The organism is Paraflavitalea sp. CAU 1676 (assembly GCF_029223285.1).
GTDB lineage: Bacteria > Bacteroidota > Bacteroidia > Chitinophagales > Chitinophagaceae > Paraflavitalea.
Map to the genome: position 1 here is coordinate 174,662 of NZ_JARHUJ010000009.1, position 22,496 is coordinate 197,157.

The 22,496-nt window shown below is 50.3% G+C and carries 13 protein-coding genes; 5 read left to right on the plus strand and 8 right to left on the minus strand.

Annotated elements, in window-relative coordinates; genetic code table 11:
* Window positions 1-45: 45 nt before the first annotated feature.
* Both P2H89_RS27810 and P2H89_RS27815 read right to left on the minus strand, forming a co-directional pair.
* Window positions 46-2,193 carry an alpha-glucuronidase family glycosyl hydrolase gene (locus P2H89_RS27810; protein ID WP_275833301.1) on the minus strand — a complete coding sequence of 716 codons (2,148 nt, stop codon included), beginning with the start codon at window positions 2,191-2,193 and terminating at the stop codon, window positions 46-48.
* A 36-nt stretch (window positions 2,194-2,229) separates the two neighbouring features.
* On the minus strand, window positions 2,230-3,261 hold the full coding sequence (locus tag P2H89_RS27815) for a LacI family DNA-binding transcriptional regulator (RefSeq protein ID WP_275833303.1): 1,032 nt from the start codon (window positions 3,259-3,261) through the stop codon (window positions 2,230-2,232).
* Between the two features lie 546 nt (window positions 3,262-3,807).
* Between P2H89_RS27815 and P2H89_RS27820 the strand changes: the two genes are divergently transcribed.
* The 4 genes from P2H89_RS27820 to uxuA all read left to right on the plus strand — a co-directional run bounded on the left by P2H89_RS27820 (window position 3,808) and on the right by uxuA (window position 11,869).
* Entirely contained in the window at window positions 3,808-7,005 is a 3,198-nt protein-coding gene (locus P2H89_RS27820) for a TonB-dependent receptor (protein ID WP_275833305.1), read from the plus strand.
* Between the two features lie 21 nt (window positions 7,006-7,026).
* Window positions 7,027-8,850, plus strand: a complete 1,824-nt coding sequence (locus P2H89_RS27825) for a RagB/SusD family nutrient uptake outer membrane protein (RefSeq protein ID WP_275833307.1) — start codon at window positions 7,027-7,029, stop codon at window positions 8,848-8,850.
* Between the two features lie 28 nt (window positions 8,851-8,878).
* Window positions 8,879-10,495 (plus strand): endo-1,4-beta-xylanase, encoded by a 1,617-nt coding sequence (locus P2H89_RS27830; protein WP_275833310.1) that lies wholly within the window; start codon window positions 8,879-8,881, stop codon window positions 10,493-10,495.
* 222 nt (window positions 10,496-10,717) lie between these two features.
* The gene (uxuA, locus tag P2H89_RS27835; RefSeq protein WP_275833312.1) at window positions 10,718-11,869 is read left to right on the plus strand and encodes a mannonate dehydratase; all 1,152 of its coding nucleotides are present in this window, start codon (window positions 10,718-10,720) and stop codon (window positions 11,867-11,869) included.
* A 58-nt stretch (window positions 11,870-11,927) separates the two neighbouring features.
* On the opposite strand, the gene P2H89_RS27840 is transcribed toward uxuA, so the two are convergent.
* The 6 genes from P2H89_RS27840 to P2H89_RS27865 form a co-directional block, all read right to left on the minus strand.
* The gene (locus P2H89_RS27840; RefSeq protein ID WP_275833314.1) at window positions 11,928-13,409 is read right to left on the minus strand and encodes a calcineurin-like phosphoesterase family protein; all 1,482 of its coding nucleotides are present in this window, start codon (window positions 13,407-13,409) and stop codon (window positions 11,928-11,930) included.
* An 82-nt stretch (window positions 13,410-13,491) separates the two neighbouring features.
* Complete coding sequence (locus P2H89_RS27845) at window positions 13,492-15,015, minus strand: DUF5689 domain-containing protein (protein WP_275833316.1); 1,524 nt, start codon at window positions 15,013-15,015, stop codon at window positions 13,492-13,494.
* A gap of 65 nt (window positions 15,016-15,080) precedes the next feature.
* Window positions 15,081-16,634 carry a SusD/RagB family nutrient-binding outer membrane lipoprotein gene (locus P2H89_RS27850; protein WP_275833318.1) on the minus strand — a complete coding sequence of 518 codons (1,554 nt, stop codon included), beginning with the start codon at window positions 16,632-16,634 and terminating at the stop codon, window positions 15,081-15,083.
* Between the two features lie 12 nt (window positions 16,635-16,646).
* Window positions 16,647-20,093: a SusC/RagA family TonB-linked outer membrane protein gene (locus tag P2H89_RS27855; protein WP_275833320.1), complete on the minus strand. Its 3,447-nt coding sequence runs from the start codon at window positions 20,091-20,093 to the stop codon at window positions 16,647-16,649.
* A gap of 93 nt (window positions 20,094-20,186) precedes the next feature.
* Window positions 20,187-21,029, minus strand: coding sequence for a FecR domain-containing protein (locus tag P2H89_RS27860; RefSeq protein ID WP_275833323.1), 843 nt, complete (start codon window positions 21,027-21,029; stop codon window positions 20,187-20,189).
* Window positions 21,030-21,147: 118 nt separating this feature from the next.
* Complete coding sequence (locus tag P2H89_RS27865) at window positions 21,148-21,717, minus strand: sigma-70 family RNA polymerase sigma factor (RefSeq protein ID WP_275833325.1); 570 nt, start codon at window positions 21,715-21,717, stop codon at window positions 21,148-21,150.
* A gap of 258 nt (window positions 21,718-21,975) precedes the next feature.
* On the opposite strand from P2H89_RS27865, the gene P2H89_RS27870 reads away from it, so the two are divergent.
* Window positions 21,976-22,437: a hypothetical protein gene (locus P2H89_RS27870; protein WP_275833327.1), complete on the plus strand. Its 462-nt coding sequence runs from the start codon at window positions 21,976-21,978 to the stop codon at window positions 22,435-22,437.
* The last annotated feature ends 59 nt before the right edge of the window (window positions 22,438-22,496 follow it).

The following is a 22,496-nucleotide window of genomic DNA, read 5'->3' on the forward strand; positions in this document are numbered from 1 at the left end:
TGGCCTTCAACCTTTCGTCTTATCGTATCATTTTTCTTCCTTTCTTTAAATACCCGGAGCAAACGGGAACCGCAGGTTCATATAGTACTCCAGGGTTTGGTTGGGGGGCTCATACCCATCCGGCAGGGGCATGCGCGAATAGGTTTGGAAATACAGCAGGCAGGCATTGCGCCACCATACTGCTTCCTGCTCCTGCATGGCCATCAATTGTTTCACCTGGTTATACCTTTCGGCATCGACGTAAGTTTCCAATCCGTTCCAGGTTTGCTGCATCCTTCTTACAGCATCCACCCCTGCATAGTATTGTGCGCACAGAGCCTGCCACACGGTTTTGCCCGACGACAGGCGGTAGCTCCAGGGTACGCGGTGAAACCACAACAGGTAATCATCGGGGCAACTGGAAAGCGTTTCATATTGGCGCCTCACTTCCGGGAAATACTGGGCGAGGGCATTGCTGCCGGTGGTAGTTCTGTTGAATCCAATACCGGTAGTGTCTGCCTTGTGATAGTATACAGGGTCCCAATCGGCTCGCTGGGCGTGATTGGTCCAGGGGGCGGGGCCGTAATGATGGCTATTGCCCATGATATGATGAAGGCCCAGCGGTGTCATGTATTGTACCGTGTTCTCCCGCGATGCCAGCATGAATTCCTGTACAGGGTTGACAAATGATGGGTTGTTGCTAAACGTTTGCCGTATCCATTCATTGGCGATCTGTGCGGCATCAAGCGAGGGAGTCCAGGCGAGGCGTCCAAAGGCATACCAGTTTGACTGGGCGAATGGATGTCCGCACCAGTTGATGTCGTTGCCGATATTCGATACACCGGCGATGCCGGACAGGGAATGGTTATCGATGGAGCCGTTGACTATTTTAGCCACGGTTGTGCCTTTGCCTTTTGCATACGTGTCGCTATCGAGGCATTCTTTAAAGAGCGGAGCCAGGTATACGAGATTGGTGGCAAATCCGAGGTATTCCTGGGTGATCTGGAATTCCATCATCAGTGGCGTGGCCGGCATGGCGCCAAACAAGGGATGGAATGGTTCGCGTGGCTGAAAGTCTATAGGTCCATTCTTGACCTGCACCACTACATTCTTTCTGAACTTTCCGTCCAGCGGTTTGAATTCATCGTATGCCTGCTTGAAGCGGTCGTCGGGTTTTTCGCTGCTGTATACGAAAGCGCGCCACATTACGATACCGCCATGTGGGGCAACGGCATCGGCCAGCATGTTGGCGCCGTCGGCGTGGGTGCGGTTGTAATTCTGCGGTCCGGGCTGTCCTTCCGAATTGGCTTTTACCAGGAAGCCGCCGAAATCGGGCACGTAGGAGTAGATCTCTGCCGCTTTTTTCTTCCACCAGTCCTGGACCTGCGGATCGAGCGGATCGGCTGTTTTTAGGCCACCTAATTCCACGGGTGCGCTAAAGCGGGCGGTGAGGTATACTTTGATATGATAAGCCCGGAACACGTTGGCCAGGGCGGCTACTTTTTCCAGGTATTCTTTGCTGAGGATGCGGGCATTCGCATTTACGTTGGTGAGCACCGTGCCGTTGATGCCGATGGAGGCATTGGCGCGTGCGTAGTCGGTGTAACGGGGATCGAGGTATCCGGGCAAGCGGTGCCAGTCCCAGATAGAAGAACCGGCATAGCCGCGTTCTACCGTACGGTTGAGGTTATCCCAGTGATTCAGCAGCCGGTGCTGAATGGCGGGGGCTGTAGTGATGGATAATTGTTGAATGGGTTGCCGGGTTTGCATGAGCCGCAACAAATGAAATACGCCATAGAGCAAGCCGGCATCGTCGTTGGCGGTGATGATCAGCATTTTTTTTTGCTGGCTGTTTACGGTACGGATGATAAATCCTTCGTTGCCGAGCGTGTTCAGGTCTTTTTGATCAATCAGGGACCGGATCGTTTCATGGTTATTGTAGGTAGCTACCAGCAGCGTGCCGGTTTCCAGGGATGTTTTGTCTGAGATCCGCGTGTCCAGCAGGCCCTGCAAGCCTGTAAGGAGTTCCTTGCGGGCGTTCATCAGCACCGGACTGTTGCCGGCGATATGTACTGACCGGATGGCTGACTGGTATTGTTGCAGCAGGGAATTATTGTCGATCTTATCGTAACGAAGCCACAAGCGATACCCGTCTTCTGCCAGCAGGCAGTGGAATAACAATAAAAGCAGTAGTGTACAGCTCGTTCTTTTCATATGGGGCTTTGTCGTTGAGTGTTGGATGGGCTATCGTCAGGTTTTTGATTTTTTGGAAGAACCCCGCACGATCAGTTCCGAGCGCAGGAGTATGGTATTGGTAGCTGTAATAGTGGCTATTCCATTCAGGTGGTTGATGAGGTTGCGGGCGGCTACTTCTCCCATCTCATAACCGGGGTAATTGATGGTGGTAAGGTTGGGCTCCACGACCTTCGATACAGGGTCATTGTTGAACCCTACAAACGCTATATCCTCGGGTATCCTGATGCCGGCCTGTTTTAAGGCGAGCATACAGCCTACGGCGCAGTTGTCGTTGGCTACGAATACGCCATCGGGCCGGGGATCCATAGCCAGTATCTTCTCCGCGGCCAGCGTGCCGGCTTCCTGGCTCAGGTTGCCGATGATGAGCAGGTCGTCGGAGAAAGGCAGGTCGAATTCTGCCAGCGCTTTCTTGTATCCCTCCAGACGTTCTATATATACGTTACGCTTTGGCGTGGCTGTAATATGGGCGATGCGCCTGCAACCCTCCTGAGCAAGATGCCTCGTTGCTTCGTAGGCGGCTTTCCGGTTGTCGATGAGTACATTGGTGCACATATCCTTTTCGGCTACCCGGTCGAAGAATATGATGGGGATATTTTTACGGTAGAAGGTGTCGAAGTGTGAAATGTCTTCCGTATCATAGGCCAATGAAACGAGCAATCCATCCACGCGGTTGTTGAACATCGTTTTGGCGCTGTTCATTTCTTTCTGCGCCGATTCGGACGACTGGCTGATGATGAGGTTATAGCCTTCGTTATTGGCCACATTTTCGATACCTGCGATCACTGTGCTCATGAAATAACTGTTGAGGCGGGGAACAATAACGCCGATGGTATCGGTACGCTGGTTGCGCAGGTTGCGGGCAAAATGGTTGGAACGGTAGCCCATTTCTTCCGCGAGATCGAATATCTTCTTCTTGGTCTTTTTGCTCACTACGGGGTCATCCTTCAGCGCGCGGCTTACGGTCGCTATCGAGATATTCAGCTTGCGGGCAAGGTCGTATATAGTAACTTCTTTCTCCTTTTCCATTACAATCGTTTACATCGCTGTAAGTAGCTGTAGGTAAAGCTAAGCAATATTTTTTTTAAAATATTTATGTAATCGGTTACAATTTTAGGAAAATAGTTCGATATTAGCCTAGTAAACGTGTAACTGCATACTTGCCATAACCCTAAAAAACGATTGTTTATATGCAGCCAAAACCAGAACTGATAAGGCTTTCAGGCTATGCCGATAGCTTCAGGCGACTGTTTCCCGTTCTATTTTTCCCCTCGCTCCGGGCAGTCTTTTCCCATCATTTTTGTGAGATTTTGTGCGCAGTCAGGCTTTTTGTGATGCAGGCCCCTTCCGGAGGCTTGCAGCCCGTTCCCCGATCAACGTTTTCTGCTAATAATATGGCGTCCCGAAAAGGCGCTGTATAGTCCGTTTCCTGCACAGCCGGGACCTTACCGGCGCTTCGTACCTGGTGAATGTGGAGCATAATAGGCTCACGATCCAATGTTCGCCCGATCGCATCCGGGATCAATGTTCAATTAGAGTTGGCTACGGCTCTTTCATTTTTTAAAACGATTTTTTATGACATTTTTGGTTACGCACCATCTTCACAAAATGGCTGTCTCTTCCCGGCTGTATCCGGGAAAGGTGATAGCGATCGTACTGTCTGTGCTGGCTGCCATCACGCTGGCCGTTCCAGTGTATGCACAAACTGACATCCGCGTTAAAGGCCGTATCACCGGGCCCGGCGCACAACCCGTTCCACGTGCTTCCGTTACCGTTAAGGGCAGCACGGTAGGAACCAGCAGTGACGATCTGGGTAATTTTGAGATCACGGTAGCGTCCAACGGGACCCTGGTGATCTCATCCGTTGGCTTTGCAGCCAGGGAAGTGGCTGTTAATGGTCAAACCACCCTGAACGTTTCACTGGCTGCTACGACCGACCTTGGCGAAGTGGTAGTAGTAGGTTATGGTACGCAAAGAAAAAGAGATGTAACCGGCGCCACGGTGAACGTGAGTGAAAAAGCCCTGCGTGATGTGCCGGTTCCCAATATTCAACAGGCGCTCATAGGCAGGGCTGCCGGCCTGGAAATACAACAGGTAGGAAATCAGCCAGGCGCCGGTGCGCAGATCCGCATCCGCGGTACGCGCTCCATCAGCGGCCTCAACGAGCCGCTCTATGTACTGGATGGTATTCCCTGGGATGGAAACCTCAATGATATCAACCCGGATGACGTGGCTTCTGTCGATATCTTAAAAGACGCTTCTTCCACGGCCATCTACGGCTCCAGGGGCGCCAACGGCGTTATCCTGCTCACCACCAAAAAGGGCCGTACCGGGGAGACCCGCCTTTCCTATAATGGTTACTATGGTATAGGTTCAGCTACCAATAAATTTCCGGTATACAATGCGCAGGAATACCAGGCCATGCGTAATGCATCGAGCTGGGCTACCGGTTACCTGCCCGAAGAGCAGAACGGCATCAGCCTGGGCCGTAATACCGATTGGCAGGATCTCATGTACGAGAACTCCATGCGCACCAATCACAACATCAGCATTCTGGGTGGCCGCGATGGCAACTCTTATTCACTCGGCGGAGGTTATTATAAAGAAACAACCCTGATGCCGGGCGAAGACTTTACCCGCGGCTCTTTGCGCGCCACCATCGACTTTAAGGTCGGTAAACGCTTAAAGGCGGGTTTGAATACCATGAACTCGATGAGCTATGCACGTGGATCGCAATTCGTTTCCGGATCGGCGATCTTCCGCATGCTGGCCAACAGCCCGTTGATGCCTGCCTATAAGGCCGATGGGAGTGTTTACCTGCTGCCCAACTCGAACGTGGATGATAACAATGCCGGTGTGTACAACCCCCTGTTGCTGAAAGGCGACAAAACCTGGGACGATCGCGTAAGACGTATCCGCACATTTAACTCCCTCTATGCAGAATATGAGTTCATCAAAGGATTGAAATACCGCATCAATGTGGGCTTGAGCTTTGCGCAGGAGTTTGGCGGTCAGTTCCGGAATCATGACGATACAGCAGCCGGACGACCCAGCTATTTCCGTCCTTCACAGGGTAACCTGGCGCGCGTAGCTAACGGAGAAGCCTGGGGTTATACGCTGGAGAACCTGTTGTACTATGACAAGACGATCGGTGATCACAAGATCAATTTTACGGGTTTGTACAGTGTGCAGGAATCACAGAGTTTCAGCAATTTTATCCAGAAGGACTCTATCACCGAAGATTTCGTGAAGTTCTATAACCTCGCTTTGTCTACGCCGGTGAATTCGCAGAATACCTCTGTTGGTGGTGCAGAATCACGCTGGGCTTTGATCTCTTATATGGCGCGATTGAACTACGCCTACAAAGACCGTTACCTGCTTACCGCTACTTTCAGAAGGGACGGCTCATCCAGGCTGGCACCGGGTAACCAATGGTTCAACTATCCGGCGGTTTCTGCAGGCTGGATGTTGTCGGAAGAATCGTTCCTGCAAAACGTGAAGCAACTCTCTTTACTCAAATTACGCGTAGGCTGGGGCAGAACCTCCAACCAGGCCATCAATCCCTATGATTCCAAAGGGTTGGTGAACAACTCCAATGGATTGCCAGCGGGTAACACGGGCGGTAACATAACCCGTTACAACTTTGGTCCCACCATCGTTACCGGCTACAATGTAGTTACGCTGCCTAACCCAAACCTCTCGTGGGAGTTCACCAGCACCACCAATATCGGTGTTGACTTCGGCTTGTTGAACAACCGCATTACCGGTTCGATGGAGTATTATATCTCGAAGACCAATGATATCCTGTACAATGTGAACCTGCCTGTAACATCGGGTGTGGCTGGTGGTTTTGCTACCAATATCGGCGAGATGGAGAACAAGGGATTTGAGTTCGCTGCTTCTGCCGATGTGATTAATTCCCGGTCGGGTTTCAACTGGAGTGTAGACCTTAACTTCTTCTGGAACAATAACAAGCTGGTAAAGATCAGCGATAATGTTACGCAGGATATCGGCAGTCAGCTGTTTGTTGGTCAGTCGATGACCGCCTTGTACGATTTCAAGAAGCTGGGTGTTTGGCAACTGGAGGAGGCTGAGCAGGCTGCTGCTGCCGGTAGCTCTCCTGGTCAGTTGAAAATACTTGACTATAGTGGTCCCAATGGCAAACCCGATGGTGTTATCAACACAACATATGACCGCCACGTCATTGGTGACATGGACGCCGACTTCCAGGGAGGCATCACCAACCGTTTCTCCTACAAAGGATTCGATCTGTCGGCCGTTATTACTGCCAGGTTTGGCGGTTTACTAGTAAGCCAGGTACACCAGCCGCTGGCTTCCTATATCAGCATTCTCGATGGCAGAAGGAATGCGATCAAGGTGGATTACTGGACACCCAACAATCCCACCAACTGGTTCCCCATTCCGCAGGCCACTACCAGCGGCGATACCTGGCGTACACTGGGCTATTACGATGCCAGCTATGTGCGCATCAGGAGCATCAACCTGGGATACACCTTTGGTAAAGACCTGTTGAAACGAATGAATGTGCAGGGTGCCCGCTTGTACTTTACGATTGACAACGTAGGTATCCTGTATTCTCCCTACTTCGATAAAACAGGGCTCGATCCGCAGGCAACTGCCTCCGGCGACCGCGGGGTAGGTGGTGTATTGAACAACCTGCGTCAAAATGACCGGGGCAATGGCGCCCTGGTGGTAGGCTTAAGCACGCCTCCCCGCAGAACGTTCACCCTTGGAGTAAACTTATCGTTTTAGTACTAATAAATTCTTATGATCATGAAGTCTCGTAATAAATTCTTCATCGTTGCGCTGACCGCCCTGGTCATGCTGCTGCCACGATGCAGCAAGAAGCTGGAAGAACAGCCGTATACTGTTTTTACAGTGGATTATTTTAAAACGCCTTCCGGTTTTCAGAATGGGGTCTATGCCCTGTATTCTGGTATGCGGTTCCTGTATGGTCCCGAGGGAGCCGTTAATATCGGTTGTGCCGGTACGGATGAGTGGAGCATGGGAGGTGAGGTAAGAAGGCAGGTAGGCAGTGACCTGTATACGCTGTGCGATTACAGCATGGATAATACATCCGGTGCTATCCTGACACCCTGGAACAGAAGTTTCAACAATATCAACCTTGCCAACGGGCTCGTTGAGTATGCAAAGGATGTAGCGATTCCCGATGCAGCGAAAAATACACTGCTTGGCGAGATCAGGTTTTTGCGCGGTTTGTATTATTTCAACCTGGTACAGTATTTTGGAGCTGTACCGCTGGATCTGGGTAGCGGCGATCTGAAGTTCAACCAGAAGCCATTCCAGGGCTTCAACCGTTTACCGACAGCTGAGATCTTTGTAAAGGATTACCAACTGATCCTCGAAGACTTCACTTTTGCTACACAGAACCTGCCCGACAAAAGACCCGCAGATGCGTTCAAGCTCTCCAAGTCGGCAGCTTTCCATATGCTGGCCAAGGCGTACCTGCACAGGTCATATTCGGCAGCCAAACAACCTACCGATACGAAGAGTGCTTACGATGCCGCCATGGAGCTCATCAACAACCAGGCGAAGTATGGCGTAGCCCTGCAAGCAAATTACGCGGATGTACACAAGCCCAATAATGACTACAATAGCGAGATCTTACTCTCTATAGAACGTATACCGGGCAATTTTGCAGCAGATGAAGTAGGTGACCCACCCAATACCATTGGTGGCGGTAAGGGTGTTGATGCTGCCAATGATTTCTGCGGCGACTATACTTCGGTACGGTCTCCGACGATCCAGTCGGGTACCAAACCCGTCAACACCAGAACCGTGCAATATGGCCGTCCTATCCGCCGGATGTGCCCCACACCCTGGTTATTCAATGTAGCGTTTGCCGATAAGTTCAATGACAGCCGTTATGAAGGATCGTTCCGTACGGTATATATAGCATCTGTAACAGGAGGTGGTTTCACGGCCAATACCGACACTGGTTTTGTGATGGCGCTGAGCAACCGTATAGCTGATTCTCTGAACGGTATCGTGCCTGCAGGCCCGCGCCTGAAACCATACCGGGTGATTGCTCCGCGGGAGTTCTACTTTGTAGGTGGTTCGGTAGATCAAAGTGATCTCGTTACTTCCAACATGTACCCCAGTCTCAGCAAGTATGAAGATCCCGGAAAGGGCCTCGCCAATAACCCCGGTTCGCGTCCATTCGTGGTGGCGAAGCTGAGTGAAACTTACCTGATGGCAGCCGAAGCGGGCATGATCCTCAACAATAAAGCCCAGGCGATGGACTTTATCAATATCCTCAAGTTGCGTGCGGCATACCGCCCGGGTTTAGCTCCTGCAGAAGTTACCAATAGGTACAATGTGATCAAATTAACCGATGCCAACCAGGTAACGCTCGATTATATCCTCGACGAACGTACGAGAGAGCTTTGTGGGGAAAGCATCCGCTGGCCAGATCTTGCCGCGCGGGGTAAATTGATCGAGCGGGCAAAGTTATACAACACAGATGCCGCTCCGAAGATCACCGCAAACAAACATGAATTGAGGCCTATTCCGAGAGAACAGCTGGATAGGGTGACCGATGCCGATAAGGGTAAATACCAAAATCCGGGTTATTAAACCATGAACTCCATTCAAAAAACTGTTTATGAACAATACATATAAATCAGCCCTGGTACTCCTAACCATTGCTGCCATAGGAGGAAGTTCCTGCACCAAGACTCCCGAGGTAGGCATTTTGAATACCGGCAACTATACGGATACAGAAGCGCCGCTCAAGGACGCTACGAACGACTTTCCCATCGGTACGGCTGTCAACTATACCCCACTGACTGCCGAGCCTAAGTTTGCAGAGATCACCAAACGTGATTTCGATATCGTGACCTTCGGTTATGAAATGAAGCACGGCGCGGTGGTGAAAGACAATGGGACCTTCGATTTTACAAGGCCGGATGCGATGGTAGCTGCCCTGGGTAACGTCAGCATATTTGGGCATACACTGGTATGGCATCAAAACCAGAATGCTACTTACCTGAAGAATTTTTCGGGCATTACAGTTCCCGCTGCTGTTGAGAACCTGGGTAATCCGGGATTCGAGAATGGGTTAACCGGCTGGAGCACTTTCAATACCGGTAATCCTGCCGGTACAACCACCGTAACGTCTACTGCGGCGACGGGTGAAGTACGTACGGGAACCAGCGCGATGAAGATCAATAATCCCATCGGTTACCCCGGTAGCCAATGGCGGGTGCAAATTGCCAGTATCCTCGTTCCTACCGTACCGGGTAAGCAATACATGTTCTCTTATTGGGCAAGGGCTGCCAGCGCGGGTGGTATCATCCGCTTGTCGACGCAGGATGAAAACAATGGCAATGCCCAGTACCAGGGTAATCAAACGATTGGGACTACCTATGCACAGATATCCTGGACCATCACAGCCAATTCGAATCAAACAAGGTTCCTGTTCGATGCCGGTGAATCGGCCAATACGTTCTATATAGACGATGCTAGCTTTAAGGAAGTAATTGTGCCGCCAGGCGGACCAGCGATTGTAGCTAAACTCGATATCGCCATGGCAGATTTTATAAATACCCTGGTAGGCCGGTACAAGAACAAGGTGAAGGCCTGGGATGTAGTAAATGAGCCTTTTGCCGACAATCCGGTGGCGATCCGCGACAATGGCAATACCACCACCACAGGCAGCGATGTATTGGTTTGGTCGAACTATCTGGGAAGAGATTTTGCGTTGAAGGCCTTCAACCTGGCGAAGGCGGCCGACCCTACTGCCGACCTGTACATCAATGAGTATAATCTCGAAACCAACGGGGCCAAGCTTGATTCGCTGATCAAGTATGTGGCCGAGCTCAAAGGCAAGGGCGCGAAGATCGATGGCATCGGTACGCAAATGCACATTGGCCGCACCAATATGAGCTATGCCGGTATCGACAATATGTTCAGGAAACTCGCGGCCACCGGCCTGAAGATCCGTGTATCGGAGCTGGATGTGAAAGTGATGCAAAGCAGCTCAGCTACCGCCCTCACACCCGAACTGGCAGGATACCAGGCGCAGATGTATGAGTATGTCGTGAAATCGTACATCAAGTACATCCCTGCGGCACAGCGGGCTGGTATTACCATCTGGGGTATCAACGACAAGAACAGCTGGCTGTACAATAGTGGCAAAGAATTCCCGCTGTTGTACGACAATGACTACAATAAGAAGAAGGCCTACGGTGGCGTGCTGAAGGCATTGAAGGGACAATAGTCCGGATTGGCGCAACCTGGCTGGTTTTTAGATGGGTTGGCCGCCGGCCCCGAATGATAGCAACAGGTTCTCGTTACACATGGGTTCAGATTAATGCACCAAGGGAAGGATGATTAACTTCGTCCTTCCTTTATTTTGTACCGGTAATCAATTTTCAATAGAGGGACCTCTTGGCAACTCCCTCAATAAATGTTCGACGATATGATCTTAATGGAGCAAACAATGCGATGGTTCGGTCCCAATGACCCGGTGAGTTTATGGGATATCAGGCAGGCTGGTTGTACGGGCGTAGTGACCGCTTTGCACCATATACCGGTAGGGGAAGTATGGACCGTCGGGGAGATCAATGCACGAAAAGCTCTGATCGAAGCAGTGGGCATGAGCTGGACAGTCATTGAGAGTCTGCCGGTTCACGAAGACATCAAAAAGCAGACAGGCAATTATCAGCAATACATCGAGAACTACCAGGTGAGTTTGAGGAATGTGGCTGCCTGCGGACTGAAGGTGGTGACCTATAATTTTATGCCGATCCTCGATTGGATGCGTACAGACGTCAATTATGAAATGCCCGACAGAAGCAGTGCTTTGTATTTCGAACGGGCGGCTTTTGTTGCGTTCGACCTGTTTCTGTTGAAAAGGCCTGGTGCTGAAAAAGATTATTCGGATACCGACATCCAAAAAGCCAAAGCAAAGTTCGATAGTATGGACGATGCGGCCAGAGCAACTTTGTTTAAGAATACGATGCTGGGACTTCCGGGTAGTGATGATGCGTTTACCCCCGGGCAGGTATTGACCGCGCTTAAGACGTATGAAGGCATCGATGCACAGCGGCTAAAGCAGCATTTGTATTATTTCCTGCATAAGGTGGTGCCGGTGGCGGAGGAGTGTGGATTGAAGCTGGCCATTCATCCGGATGATCCTCCTTATTCCATACTTGGATTGCCACGTATAGTAAGCACCGAAAAGGATGCGCGGGACCTGCTGGCAGCAGCACCGTCACCTGCCAACGGGCTTTGCTTTTGCACTGGTTCTTATGGGGCGCGGGCCGATAATGATGTGCTGCGTATGTTGCAGCAATTCGGCGACCAGGTACATTTTCTGCATTTACGTAATACAAAGCGGGATTCAGCAGGGAATTTTTATGAGGCGGATCACCTGGCCGGCGATACGGATATGTACGAGATCGTGAAGGAAGCATTGAACATCATGCAGCGAAGGGGGGTGTCGATCCCCATGCGCCCCGACCATGGTCATCAGATGCTCGACGACCTGCATAAGAAAACCTATCCTGGTTATTCGGCCATCGGCCGTTTGCGTGGGTTGGCGGAGTTGCGGGGATTGGAATTGGGAATCAGTAAGGGTATGGTGGAGTAATTGGGGCTGGGGGTTAAAAGCAAAACGGGTGGCCCACCAGCGGCCCACCCGTTTTATTTTATACCAACTGAATGGTTTCTTTGAACACGTTGCCGAACCTGTCGGTTGCTTGTACGGTGATCTTCTTAGCCGCCGCTGATGGTTTGGCAAAGAAGAGGTGGTCAGTCAGGGTAGGCTCCACGAACTTGTGTTTCTTCGGTAGCTGTGGCCCGCCGTGCAATTCAACAGACCAGGGATCAAACTCAACCCTTTGTTCCATGAGTCCCTTTGCCTGGTCATCTTCCCACCATTCGATCTTCCATTTGGGATCCCAGTTCCATACGTTGGCTACCACTTCATCCGGTGCATTGGCCAGTTTACCTTTTTTATATACGCGTAGCTGATGGTCTTTTTCTTTACCGGTCGATTTGTAATACCATTTGATATCGTCGCCATCTACCTCATACACGCCATAGCCATTGGGTGTTCCGTCGCTGCAGATGGGGCCTGTCCACCAGGCGCCGCAAACGGTACCATGCACGTGCTCGATCATGTTGTCCTTCTCCCATTTCTCGTTAACGTGGGTGTGGCCCGACATGATGTGCACTTTATAGGGCTTCAATAATTTGTACAGTTGATTCCTGTTGGCTACTGTGCCGCCGATCGCTTCTTCGGTCAGTTTGTTGCGACGCTGGTTGCCGGTATCAGTGGGGATGTGGTTGCCTACTACCACGGTAGAGCCGGGCTTCACCAGTGCCAGGTCCTGCGCCAGCCAGCTCAACTGGGCTTCGGTTAGGTAACCAATGTATTTCTTGGCTGTGCCGATGAAGAATACATTGTCGAGTACAATGTAGTGGACCTTTCCTCTGTTGAAGGAATAGTAAGTGGGGCCAAACTGTTTCTTGAAGGTCTTTGCCGATACATCATCCGAGCCGCCATCGATGTCCATATCGTGGTTGCCGATCACATTGAAGAAGGGTACACCGCTAATGCCTACCGCTTCTTTGTAATCATCGAACAGTTCAAAGTGATCCCACACTAAGTCGCCACATCCGATACCATGAAACAGGCTTCCCTGGGGATAGCTGGCTACGAGTTGCTTCAGGTCGGGCGCCGATTCTTTCTTGAGGAGTTCGCCGTCTTTTTCAGAAATGATCTGCGTATCTGCCCATACAACAAACTGGTGTTTGGTATCATCGGCAGCAAGTTTCTCCAGGGTGAAGTCTGCCTTCACCGAACCTTCTTTGCTGGTAATAGGTTGGTAGAACTGTGCGATGCCTTTCTCGTTGGGAAATGCATGTCCAGCGGGGATACTGATATAAACAAATTCTGCCGCCGAATGCGCGTTGATGGAATAGTTGCCTTTTTTATCGGTCGTGGTAACGGTGTACCCATCGGTTACTGCTACGCCGGCAATGCCATTGCCATTGCTTTGTACGCGGCCTTTAATGACCAGTCCGGTGTTGTAGGAAATTGGTGCAGCATGAGCAATAGCAGCAGGTGTAGTGAAAGCAGCGCCTGCGAGTCCGAAGTTTTTCAGGAAGCTTCTTCTGTTGAGCATGATTATCTGGTTGTAGTATGAAATAAATTCCGGCATCCGAAGTAAGTAGCTTTCCTTCGAATGCCGGAAGATGATGTGTCAATTATTCTTTAATTCTGAAAGAACCCTCGCCCTCGATGTCGGTGAGTACCGAAGTTCTCGACAACAATATGGTGGAAGTGGTTCTGGCCTTTGTCCAGCGGCCCAGCTTCAGGTTGTACTCACCACCCAGCAGGTAGAAGTATCCCTGTCCTGCAGGATAAGGAAGAAACTGTGTATTACTACCCTGCCGGTAGTAAGGTTGCTCTACCTTCGTTATGGGATGCTTAATCCTATACCAATCATTGTTGGGTATCCTATATCCCTGTGGAGTAGGAGTGGGCGTGTACAAACTGCCGCCGCTTGAGATGAACAGCGCATCTACCGGTTTGGTATTGACTGTTACGGTGGTACCATCAAATACGGCTACGCCGCAGGCATTACCGCTGTTGGCCAGCCAACCGCCTGTTTTGGATCCAAATCCTTCACCGTCTTTGGCTACATAGTCGTAAGCTTTCACCCAGTTGGAAGTGCTGATGCTGGTTGAAGCAGAACCGTTGATCTTTTTACCGGTACCGCCAGCGTAGAAGAAAGTGCCCTTTTTAGCAGTACCTGAATTCAGGTTAATCTTATAGGTACGTTGCGTACCCGTTGCCCATCCATTGGCCGGGTAACCGCCGGGAGCAGAAGCTCCGGCATTATTGGTCGTGACTACAGAGAATGGTGTTACGGAGAAATCAATATCCTTTGTAGCCATCAACTGCACATACTCATAATTCCCGTCACCACCGTCGGCATCGCTCATGATGCCGGTTATCACCACAGCGGGGATCTCGATCACCGAACTCAATAAGTCCAGGTCTTTTTTGGTACGCATCCTAAGTTGGGGCACCAGTTTGCTTTCTCCATCCAACTTGTTGAAAGGAATAACGTAAAAGTTAGCCAGAACGGGGGCATCCACGCCGGCGATTTCTGATTTTGCTTCCGTATGCAAAGTGATATTGCCATAGCCGTCATTCACCAGTTTATCGCCCGATAACTTTTCGCCGGGTGAAGGCAGCGGATCGAACCCTCCTTCCACGATGGCCGCCAGGATACACTCGTATTGGTCGGGGTTGTCCAGTATCCTGTTGGCCTGAACAACCATGGCCAGATAGGGATTGTCTGATGATACTTTTTTAATTGAAGCGGGCTCTACACCTTTTAGTTGCAACATGCCATCGACTCTCGACAGCGTCTTGCCTTCAACAGAGATCACTACGGAGTCGCCCGGTTTGTAGCTGGCTGCCTCAGCGCCGATGGGAATGGCAATGCCGCGCAATTGGTCCAGGCGGCGTTTGTCTTGCACCACCAGGATCCCTTCGGGCAGGTTGCCACCCGAATGATCCGAAACGACCATACCGGTAATGGTAGTTGAGCCCAGCATGTTTTCTTTTGTGAGTGTTACATCCTTGCCCCGGTAAATATTCCGCAGGTCGTACAGGGCGATAAATGGACTTATCTCTCCGCCAGGATAGCTATCCTTTTTGCACCCGCTCATAGCGGCCACCGACAGCAAAAGGGTAGTATATAAAATGATCTTTTTCATTTTTGTGTTTTATTACAGACTACAAAACTTAATATCAATAATCGTTACAATGTTGCGGCTCTTTCCTAAGGTTTCTGCCACCATACCTGGGTGGAGATAAGGTCCTGGCCCTGGGCTTCGACCGCCTTCTTGTAATTGGTGGGGTTTGTCGACTGCACCGACACGGGATAGGTCATCCGGGCAGGCATCACACCACCGTTCCTCAATCCTGGTCCCTTGGGCAGGTTCGGGTGGCCGGTGCGGCGATACTCAAACCATTGCTGCATATCGCAAAGGAATAAGGCATAATATTTTTGCAAGTGGATCTGTTCCATTTTTTCTTCTGCAGTGCCGGCTTCGTTGAAATCGATATCGGCCGCAGTCAGGTAATCCGTGATATTATAGATCTTGGTAGAGGTATCGGGCCAGTTCGGCAGCCACAGGCGAATGCTGTGCAAGGCACCACTGTCGTAATAGTTCTTGGCCGATCCGCTCACCCAACCCTTTACTACCGCTTCGGCACACATAAAATCAACTTCTGCAAGGTTGAGTATCTGACCGGTCAACGGGTCGTTCATTAGGGTGGGACCTGTATTTGTGTTATTGGTGATGGAATAGAACGAAGCTTTCTTGCTGGTGTATTGGCCGGGAGTATAGCCGCTGGGTATGCCTACGAAAGCGCCGCTGGCGGGTGCAATGGCCCAACGGTTGGTCTTGGTAGGGGTGCCGGTACCATACGTTGGAATGTTGATGCGCGGATCGTTCCAGGCAGTCAGGTTGTCGATGAAGAAGCTCGCCATAGAAGGAGCCCTGAAGTCCTGCTCACGCACTGTCATGAGCGGAGAAACATAAGGACCTACACCTGTCCAGCGCAGGATCGCAGATTCTTCGTTCCGGGAGATCTTGGGGTAAGTAGATGCTTTGGTTTCTATGATCTCTTTGATCTTGGCAATGCACTGATCAGCAACTTCTGCTTTGCCCGATAGGCGGATCAATAAACGCAGGTACAGCGAATTGCCGAAACGGCGCCATTTTGTAACATCGCCATTGTAAACAGGATCGCTCGATCCTACGATGGCCGGTCCGCCATTCAGCAAAGTGTTGGCTTCCTCTAGTTTCTTGAAGATATCCAGGTAGATATCTTTCTGGCTGTCGAATGTTGGTTCGTAGTTGGCCGAATCCTTTGCCTGGTTGGAATAGAAATAAGGCACATTGCCATAGGTATCAGTCAGCAGCGAGTAAACCCATGATTGCATGATCAGCGCAATACCCTGGTATGATTTATTCAGTGTTGGGGTATCCTTTGCGATCCTTAACATGTCCTTGATATTGGTCATTTCCAGGAACCATCCATTGTATAAATAATCGGCCCAGGTAGAGCGATAGTCATAGCGAAATACCTTCCCTTCACCATCGCCCATGTCGACCGTTACCTGCATCAGCTCATTGTTGAAATTGCGGTTTCGGAGCTGGTTATAACCCATAATGCCTACCAGCGCAGGCGCCATCAATTGGTGAGGTTTGGCAGACGGTGTGCTATTGGGGTCCGAATTCACCTCTGTAAAATCCTTGGTGCAGGCAGAGAGTACCAAACCAAGTAATACAATTCCTATAATTATTTTATTGAAGTTCGTTTTCATGTTTCTCAATAATTAAAATCCAACAACAAGGTTTACTCCAAAAGAACGGGTAGAAGGGAACTGGGCGATCTCAAAGCCCTGAACAATGTCCGAGCCCTGCAGGGTTCCAAATTCGGGGTCAAACATGGGCCAGTCGCTCCAGATGAACAGGTTACGGCCATATACACCGATCGTGGCTTTCTGCATGCCCAGTTTCTTTGCGAGGGAGGGCTTCAGCGTATAATCCAGTCTTGCTTCCCGGAACTTGATGTAATCAGTACGGAAAGTGCTGCCTTCAGCATTGTCCACACCAAAGTGAGAACGGTAATACTCGTCGATGTCCATCGAGATCACATCGTTCTTCCTGTATTTGCCATCAGTGCCTTGGATCACACCGTTACCGATGATGCCGGCATAACGGCCTGGTAAGGTTTTGGTGAGTTTGCCTTGTTCTGCAAGTTTATAATGCATGAGGGAGTGTGCTACCGCGCCGTATTGGGCGTCGAACAGGAACCCAAGATGAAATTGCTGGAAGGTGAAATCGTTGGTAAAGCCAACCTTCCATTTAGGGATCGTATTTCCGAGGTATTGTACATCCTGAGAGATCAGGGCCACGCCGGTAGAGGCGTCGTACACAATCTGGCCGTCGGGGGAGCGTACATAGCCGCGACCATACAGGTCACCCATGCTGCCGCCTACTTTGGCAACGATCTGTCCACCACCTACAGGGCCGGTTTGCAATACGATCGAACTATCGGGTAATTCCTTAACGGTGTTCTCGTTCGCTGAGAAAACGATATTGGTGCTCCATTTGAAACCACTCTTGGTGACAACAGGCGTACCATTCAGGGCTACTTCCACACCGCGGTTGGCAACCTTACCCACGTTGATGATAGCAGTTGCATAACCCGAAGAGCGGTCCAGCTGCCGGTACAGGATCTGGTCTTTGGTAAAGCCGGAATATACCGCTACATCCACACCCAGCCTGTCTTTGAACATCTTCATAGCAACACCACCTTCGTAGGTAATGGTGCGCAGGGGCCTCAGGTCAGGGTTGTTGAGTGAAGTGCTGTTTTCTAATCCTCCATTGTATAAGCTACCGGCAGAGGGATAGTTGAGAGAAGTACGGTAAGGGATCGTTTGTCCGCTACCTACATTCGAAGCCGAGAAGCGGAGCTTCAGGAAGTTGATATCCTTCGGTAACTTGAAAGCTTGCGAAGCTACGAAACTGACGTTGGCAGAGGGGTAGAAGAAACCTGCATTGGTCGTGCGTTTGGGAGTGGCCAGCGCACTGTTCCAGTCCTGTCGGCCGGTGATATCGAGGTAGAGGTAGTCACGGAAAGATGTTGTAAATACGCCGTAGAAACTGTTGATCCACAATTTCGTCTTGTAAGGCAGCGTCACGAGCGGGCCAGCTGCATTGGCAAATGAATATACGCCTGGATTGGTGAGCGAGTCGGCGCGTGTTTCGTCGCGGTTATAGTTGTTGCGCAGTGCACTGCCACCACCGGTGATGGAGAAATCAAAATCGGAATTGATACGCTTGCTGTACTTCAGCAACCAGTCGGAACTGGCTTCGAGGGTGAAAATATTCTGCGTGCGATAACTACCGTAAGGGAATTTGGAACCCGCATCATAAGGACGTTCTTGCGCACGCTGGTCGTAACCTAGGTCCATCGACGTGCGTAACATCAGGCTCAGCTCTTTAGTGAAATTGTAAGTAGCCTGCACGTTGCCGGTTACGCCATGGCGATTGGTTCTGTTGATGAACTCATTCACTACAGCATACGGGTTTTCCGGGAAACTACTGTAGGGGTAGAAGATTTTGGTATTGTTTTGACCTTTCACCCAATAGTTCTTCAGCCAGTCAATGTCGGCATTGGGTTGCCAGAATATGTACCAGTACATGATCGACTGGTTGCCATATCCACTGCCGGGCAGGTTATCACTCCATTTATTAGTGTAGTTGATCCTGGAGCTGATCTGAAGGCGGTCGTTGATCTTGGAGTTGACCGACAAAGAAATCGTATTGCGCTTATATCCCGTATTGGGGATGATCCATTTGTTGGTTACGTTGGTTACGGAGAAACGCGCAGTAGTCTTATCGGTACCACCATCTACGCTGATCGTATTGGTAATGGTACTACCTACATCGAAGAACTCGCGGATCTTGTTCTTATAAGGAACCCAGGGGGTAGCGACGGTATCGCGCCCCTGCAAGCCATTGTTGTATTGATAGAACATCTGGCCGTCGAAGCGGGGGCCATAAGCGGAGCTCGAAGTTGAGTTGGCAGATTTGCCATAATCATAATCAGCCTGCCCATCGAGGCCGATACCATATTCGAATTGCAAGTCGGGCCAGCGGTTCACCTGTTCCCAGTTAACATTCGAGTTGAGGGTAACGCCCCATCCTTTTTTCTTGCTGTTACCGGCCTTGGTGGTAATGATGATGGCGCCGTTGGCGGCATCCTGTCCATACAGGGCTGCCGCACCGGGGCCTTTCAATACGGTTACGGATTCAATATCTTCGGGGTTGATGTCGTTGAGGCTGGTGCCATAGTCGGCAGGCATGTTTTCGCTGCTGGTGCCGTAGGCTGATTCTCCGCCGACACCGGTACGAACGCCGCCGCTGCGATTGATCACCACACCATCTACCACAATGAGGGCTTCGTTGTTACCGGTCAGGTTGTTCTCTCCACGCAAAATGATCTTGTTTGAACCGGCGGGACCGCCGTTTGAACGAACGAGATTCAAGCCCGCCACTTTACCAGAAAGGGCATCGGTCCAGTTGCCGCTCATTGCATCGGTGAGTTGTTTGCCTTCTATAGTTGTAGTGGCGTAACCCAATGCTCTTTCAGCACGTTTGATGCCGAGGGCTGTTACTACCACGTTTTGCATTTGTTGCTCGTCTTTGGTCAGATCGATCTTCAGGCTTTGCTGCTCAGACGCAGAAAATTTCCTCCTGGCGGGCAAGTAGCCGACAGCCGAAATCTCAACGGTACCCTCCAGTAAAGGAAGCTTTTTGCTGAATGATCCGTTCTCGTCTGCCACGGCGATCACAGTTGGCGTACCGTTTTGCTTGATGATCACGGTAGCGCTGGGTACCGCATTGTCACCTTCACGAATAAGGCCACGCAAGGTCATGGTAGCCTGGGTACGGGGCGTTTCGTCCTTGCGGATGATCCAGCTATCGCCATTGACGATCGCTTTGAAATGCCCCGGGGCCAGTACCTTGTTTAGAAGTTCGCCGATAGAAGCTGCTTCAAAGCTGGCTGCCGGTACCTTTACGGCCGAAAGCTCTTCATTCGCATAAGCCAGCCGAACTTTAAACTGCTTGCCAAAGTCTTCCGCGATCCGGGCCAGGTTATTGGCCGCGTGCCGGAAATGCAGCCCGGCTGTTTGCGCCTGAGCATGCAACATGCCTGCTGTTAAAAGCAGCACAAGTAGATAGAATGGTGTTCTGCGTTTTACGTTTTCCATTTTTTTGTACATTACAGTAAGGACAATAAGTTAGCTATCCGCTCCACCAGCCGTGGATGCAGCGTCATTGTGATTGGTTGTTTCTATGATATGTTAGTGGATATTAAATCCCGTCAGTGCATTCAACACCTTTAGGTTGTCATTTAGAGGTACTGTCAAGTTCCAGGTCAAACTTATTTTCATCTTCGGGTCTATATGATTGGTCGATAGTTTCACGCCATAATACGATTCAATACAACGAATTAAGGTTTCAAGGGAGATGTCGTAGAGCCTGATTTCGGACCGCGTCCACCAGTCTGCAACAAGCGGATCGATCATGGCAACCTTGCCGGTTCTGCCCCCGCTTGTTTGTACCTGCATGCCTGTTGTTACCAATAGTTGGCCGCTGTTATTCTTCAACGATACCTTACCCTCCTTGACAGTTAAACGGATGTCCTGGGAGTCGATCTTGTTGATCGTGAATTGAGTACCCAGCACTGTTACAGAATGCTTGTTCACCGAAATAGAAAATTGGTGCAAACTGTCTTTAGCGATATTGAAGAAAACCGTTCCCCTTGTGAGTTCAGTGTTGCGGGCCATCCTGAAATCGGGATGAATGCGAACCGTGGAACGGGGCGCCAGCCAAAGTACAGAGCCATCTTGCAGGGTCACCTGGCGGGCACTGTCGTTTGAATGCAATTCTGTCCAGGCTTCCTGTACCGGCTCCTGCTGCGACCACGGCATTTTAAAGAATACGGCTACCAGGATGGCAGCGGCGGCACTTAGCCCTATATAAAATAGTTGCTTTTTCTGTTGCCGGCTGCGAGCCAGTTTTTGATGGATATTGTGACGCAGGAGCTCCTTGTGGGCTGGGTCCAAAGCATCTGGCTGTTCCCATGCCTGCTGCCATTGCTGATCGTCTGAAGGTGTTTTGTTTCGTCTTGATTTACGGGGCATGAAAACGTCTTTGATCAATAGACGCTCGATGTTAAAATCTGGTACTATACCTTTTGGGAGAAATTCGTGGAGTTAACGATTTGGTCATATTGGAAAGGTTATGGAGGATGCTGTAAGACTACAGAAAGAACAACTGAACCTGGCGGAGGAGTTTCACAATGCGTTGTCCGGCAGTATGCAGTTGGTTCTTGACGGTCTGCTCACTCAGGCGAAGTTCGGCGGCGATCTCCTTGACCGAACGTTGCTCTTCGATCTTCATGGCATAGATGCGGCGCATTTGCCCGGGAAGGGTGTCCATGGCGCCCCGCCATATATAATATACCTGTTTATATTGGTATTGCTCATCGGGAAGCGGTGTGATCTCCTGTTGGTCGGGCATTTCTTCGCGCAGAATGTATTTTCTTCTTTTCGATGCGCGGATATGGTCGCTGATACAGTGTTGAACTATGGTGTACAGGTAATTACGGAAAGAGGAATGAATAATGATAGCAGTACGCTTGTTCCACAGGCGGATAAATACTTCCTGCAGAACATCATCCGCTTCTTCCGATCCGTTCAATCGCATACTGATATAAGTATGCAGCGGACCGGCATAGCGGTTGAATATCTCATCAAAAGCAGTTATGTCCCCCGCGCGCAACTGCAACAGTAATGACCCTTCATCGGGGGTTAATTCCTGATAGTTCATATGGCGGCAAACTTAGTTACCAAATGTAACGATGTGGCAGCAGGTATTTTACCAAATGTTTAAGTTTTTATATTGTTGCAGGTTTCTGCAAGCTAAAGTGGGACATTTGAGCGCTGTAAGCACCTTCTTTGAAGTCAGAAAAATTGCGTAACTTAAGGCATACGAAATTGCAAACGATTGCGTAGGTTTTCCCCTATCCTCTGCGAAAAGCACAGTGGGTTTCTTTTCCACCTTTTTTAACCAATAATAACTGAATGTATGTTGTGGGATGACTTTTTAGCCTGTCGGAGAAAACGACTTGAGCAGCAACGCCTCGAACAACAATCGCACGAACCGGCGGCTAAACAGGTGATGTGCAATGAGGCCGATAAGGCACTTTTCCTGAAGCACTTCCGCGAAAAAATGGAGCAGGTCATCGCCCCCGCCTTCGGCAAATGTGTACAGTCCCTTAATCGCTACGGCATCACCGCACAGCAGATAGACCGGATGGACCGGGTACATCCCAATATATCACTCGATATCCGGTTCGACGGACAGAACTATTGTATGTTCCTGCTTTCACCCATGGAATCGGAAGATAAGATCGCCCTGCGCACGCTCATTCATAAGAACAATGCCTGGAATTATGAGGATGCTACGCGGGTGGATATGGACCAGATCTCCGAATCACTGATCCGCGAGAAAGTACAGGAGGCGATCGATGCATTGGACGATCGTTGATAAATCGTATTTATTACACTTATTTGCTCCGGTAATCTTACATTAGCGATTGTAAAGTT

Coding starts and splice junctions, on each gene's coding strand:
- P2H89_RS27810 (WP_275833301.1), bottom strand. CDS start 2,193: ATGAAAAGAACGAGCTGTACACTACTGCTTTTATTGTTATTCCACTGC.
- P2H89_RS27815 (WP_275833303.1), bottom strand. CDS start 3,261: ATGGAAAAGGAGAAAGAAGTTACTATATACGACCTTGCCCGCAAGCTG.
- P2H89_RS27820 (WP_275833305.1), top strand. CDS start 3,808: ATGACATTTTTGGTTACGCACCATCTTCACAAAATGGCTGTCTCTTCC.
- P2H89_RS27825 (WP_275833307.1), top strand. CDS start 7,027: ATGAAGTCTCGTAATAAATTCTTCATCGTTGCGCTGACCGCCCTGGTC.
- P2H89_RS27830 (WP_275833310.1), top strand. CDS start 8,879: ATGAACAATACATATAAATCAGCCCTGGTACTCCTAACCATTGCTGCC.
- uxuA (WP_275833312.1), top strand. CDS start 10,718: ATGCGATGGTTCGGTCCCAATGACCCGGTGAGTTTATGGGATATCAGG.
- P2H89_RS27840 (WP_275833314.1), bottom strand. CDS start 13,409: ATGCTCAACAGAAGAAGCTTCCTGAAAAACTTCGGACTCGCAGGCGCT.
- P2H89_RS27845 (WP_275833316.1), bottom strand. CDS start 15,015: ATGAAAAAGATCATTTTATATACTACCCTTTTGCTGTCGGTGGCCGCT.
- P2H89_RS27850 (WP_275833318.1), bottom strand. CDS start 16,634: ATGAAAACGAACTTCAATAAAATAATTATAGGAATTGTATTACTTGGT.
- P2H89_RS27855 (WP_275833320.1), bottom strand. CDS start 20,093: ATGGAAAACGTAAAACGCAGAACACCATTCTATCTACTTGTGCTGCTT.
- P2H89_RS27860 (WP_275833323.1), bottom strand. CDS start 21,029: ATGCCCCGTAAATCAAGACGAAACAAAACACCTTCAGACGATCAGCAA.
- P2H89_RS27865 (WP_275833325.1), bottom strand. CDS start 21,717: ATGAACTATCAGGAATTAACCCCCGATGAAGGGTCATTACTGTTGCAG.
- P2H89_RS27870 (WP_275833327.1), top strand. CDS start 21,976: ATGTTGTGGGATGACTTTTTAGCCTGTCGGAGAAAACGACTTGAGCAG.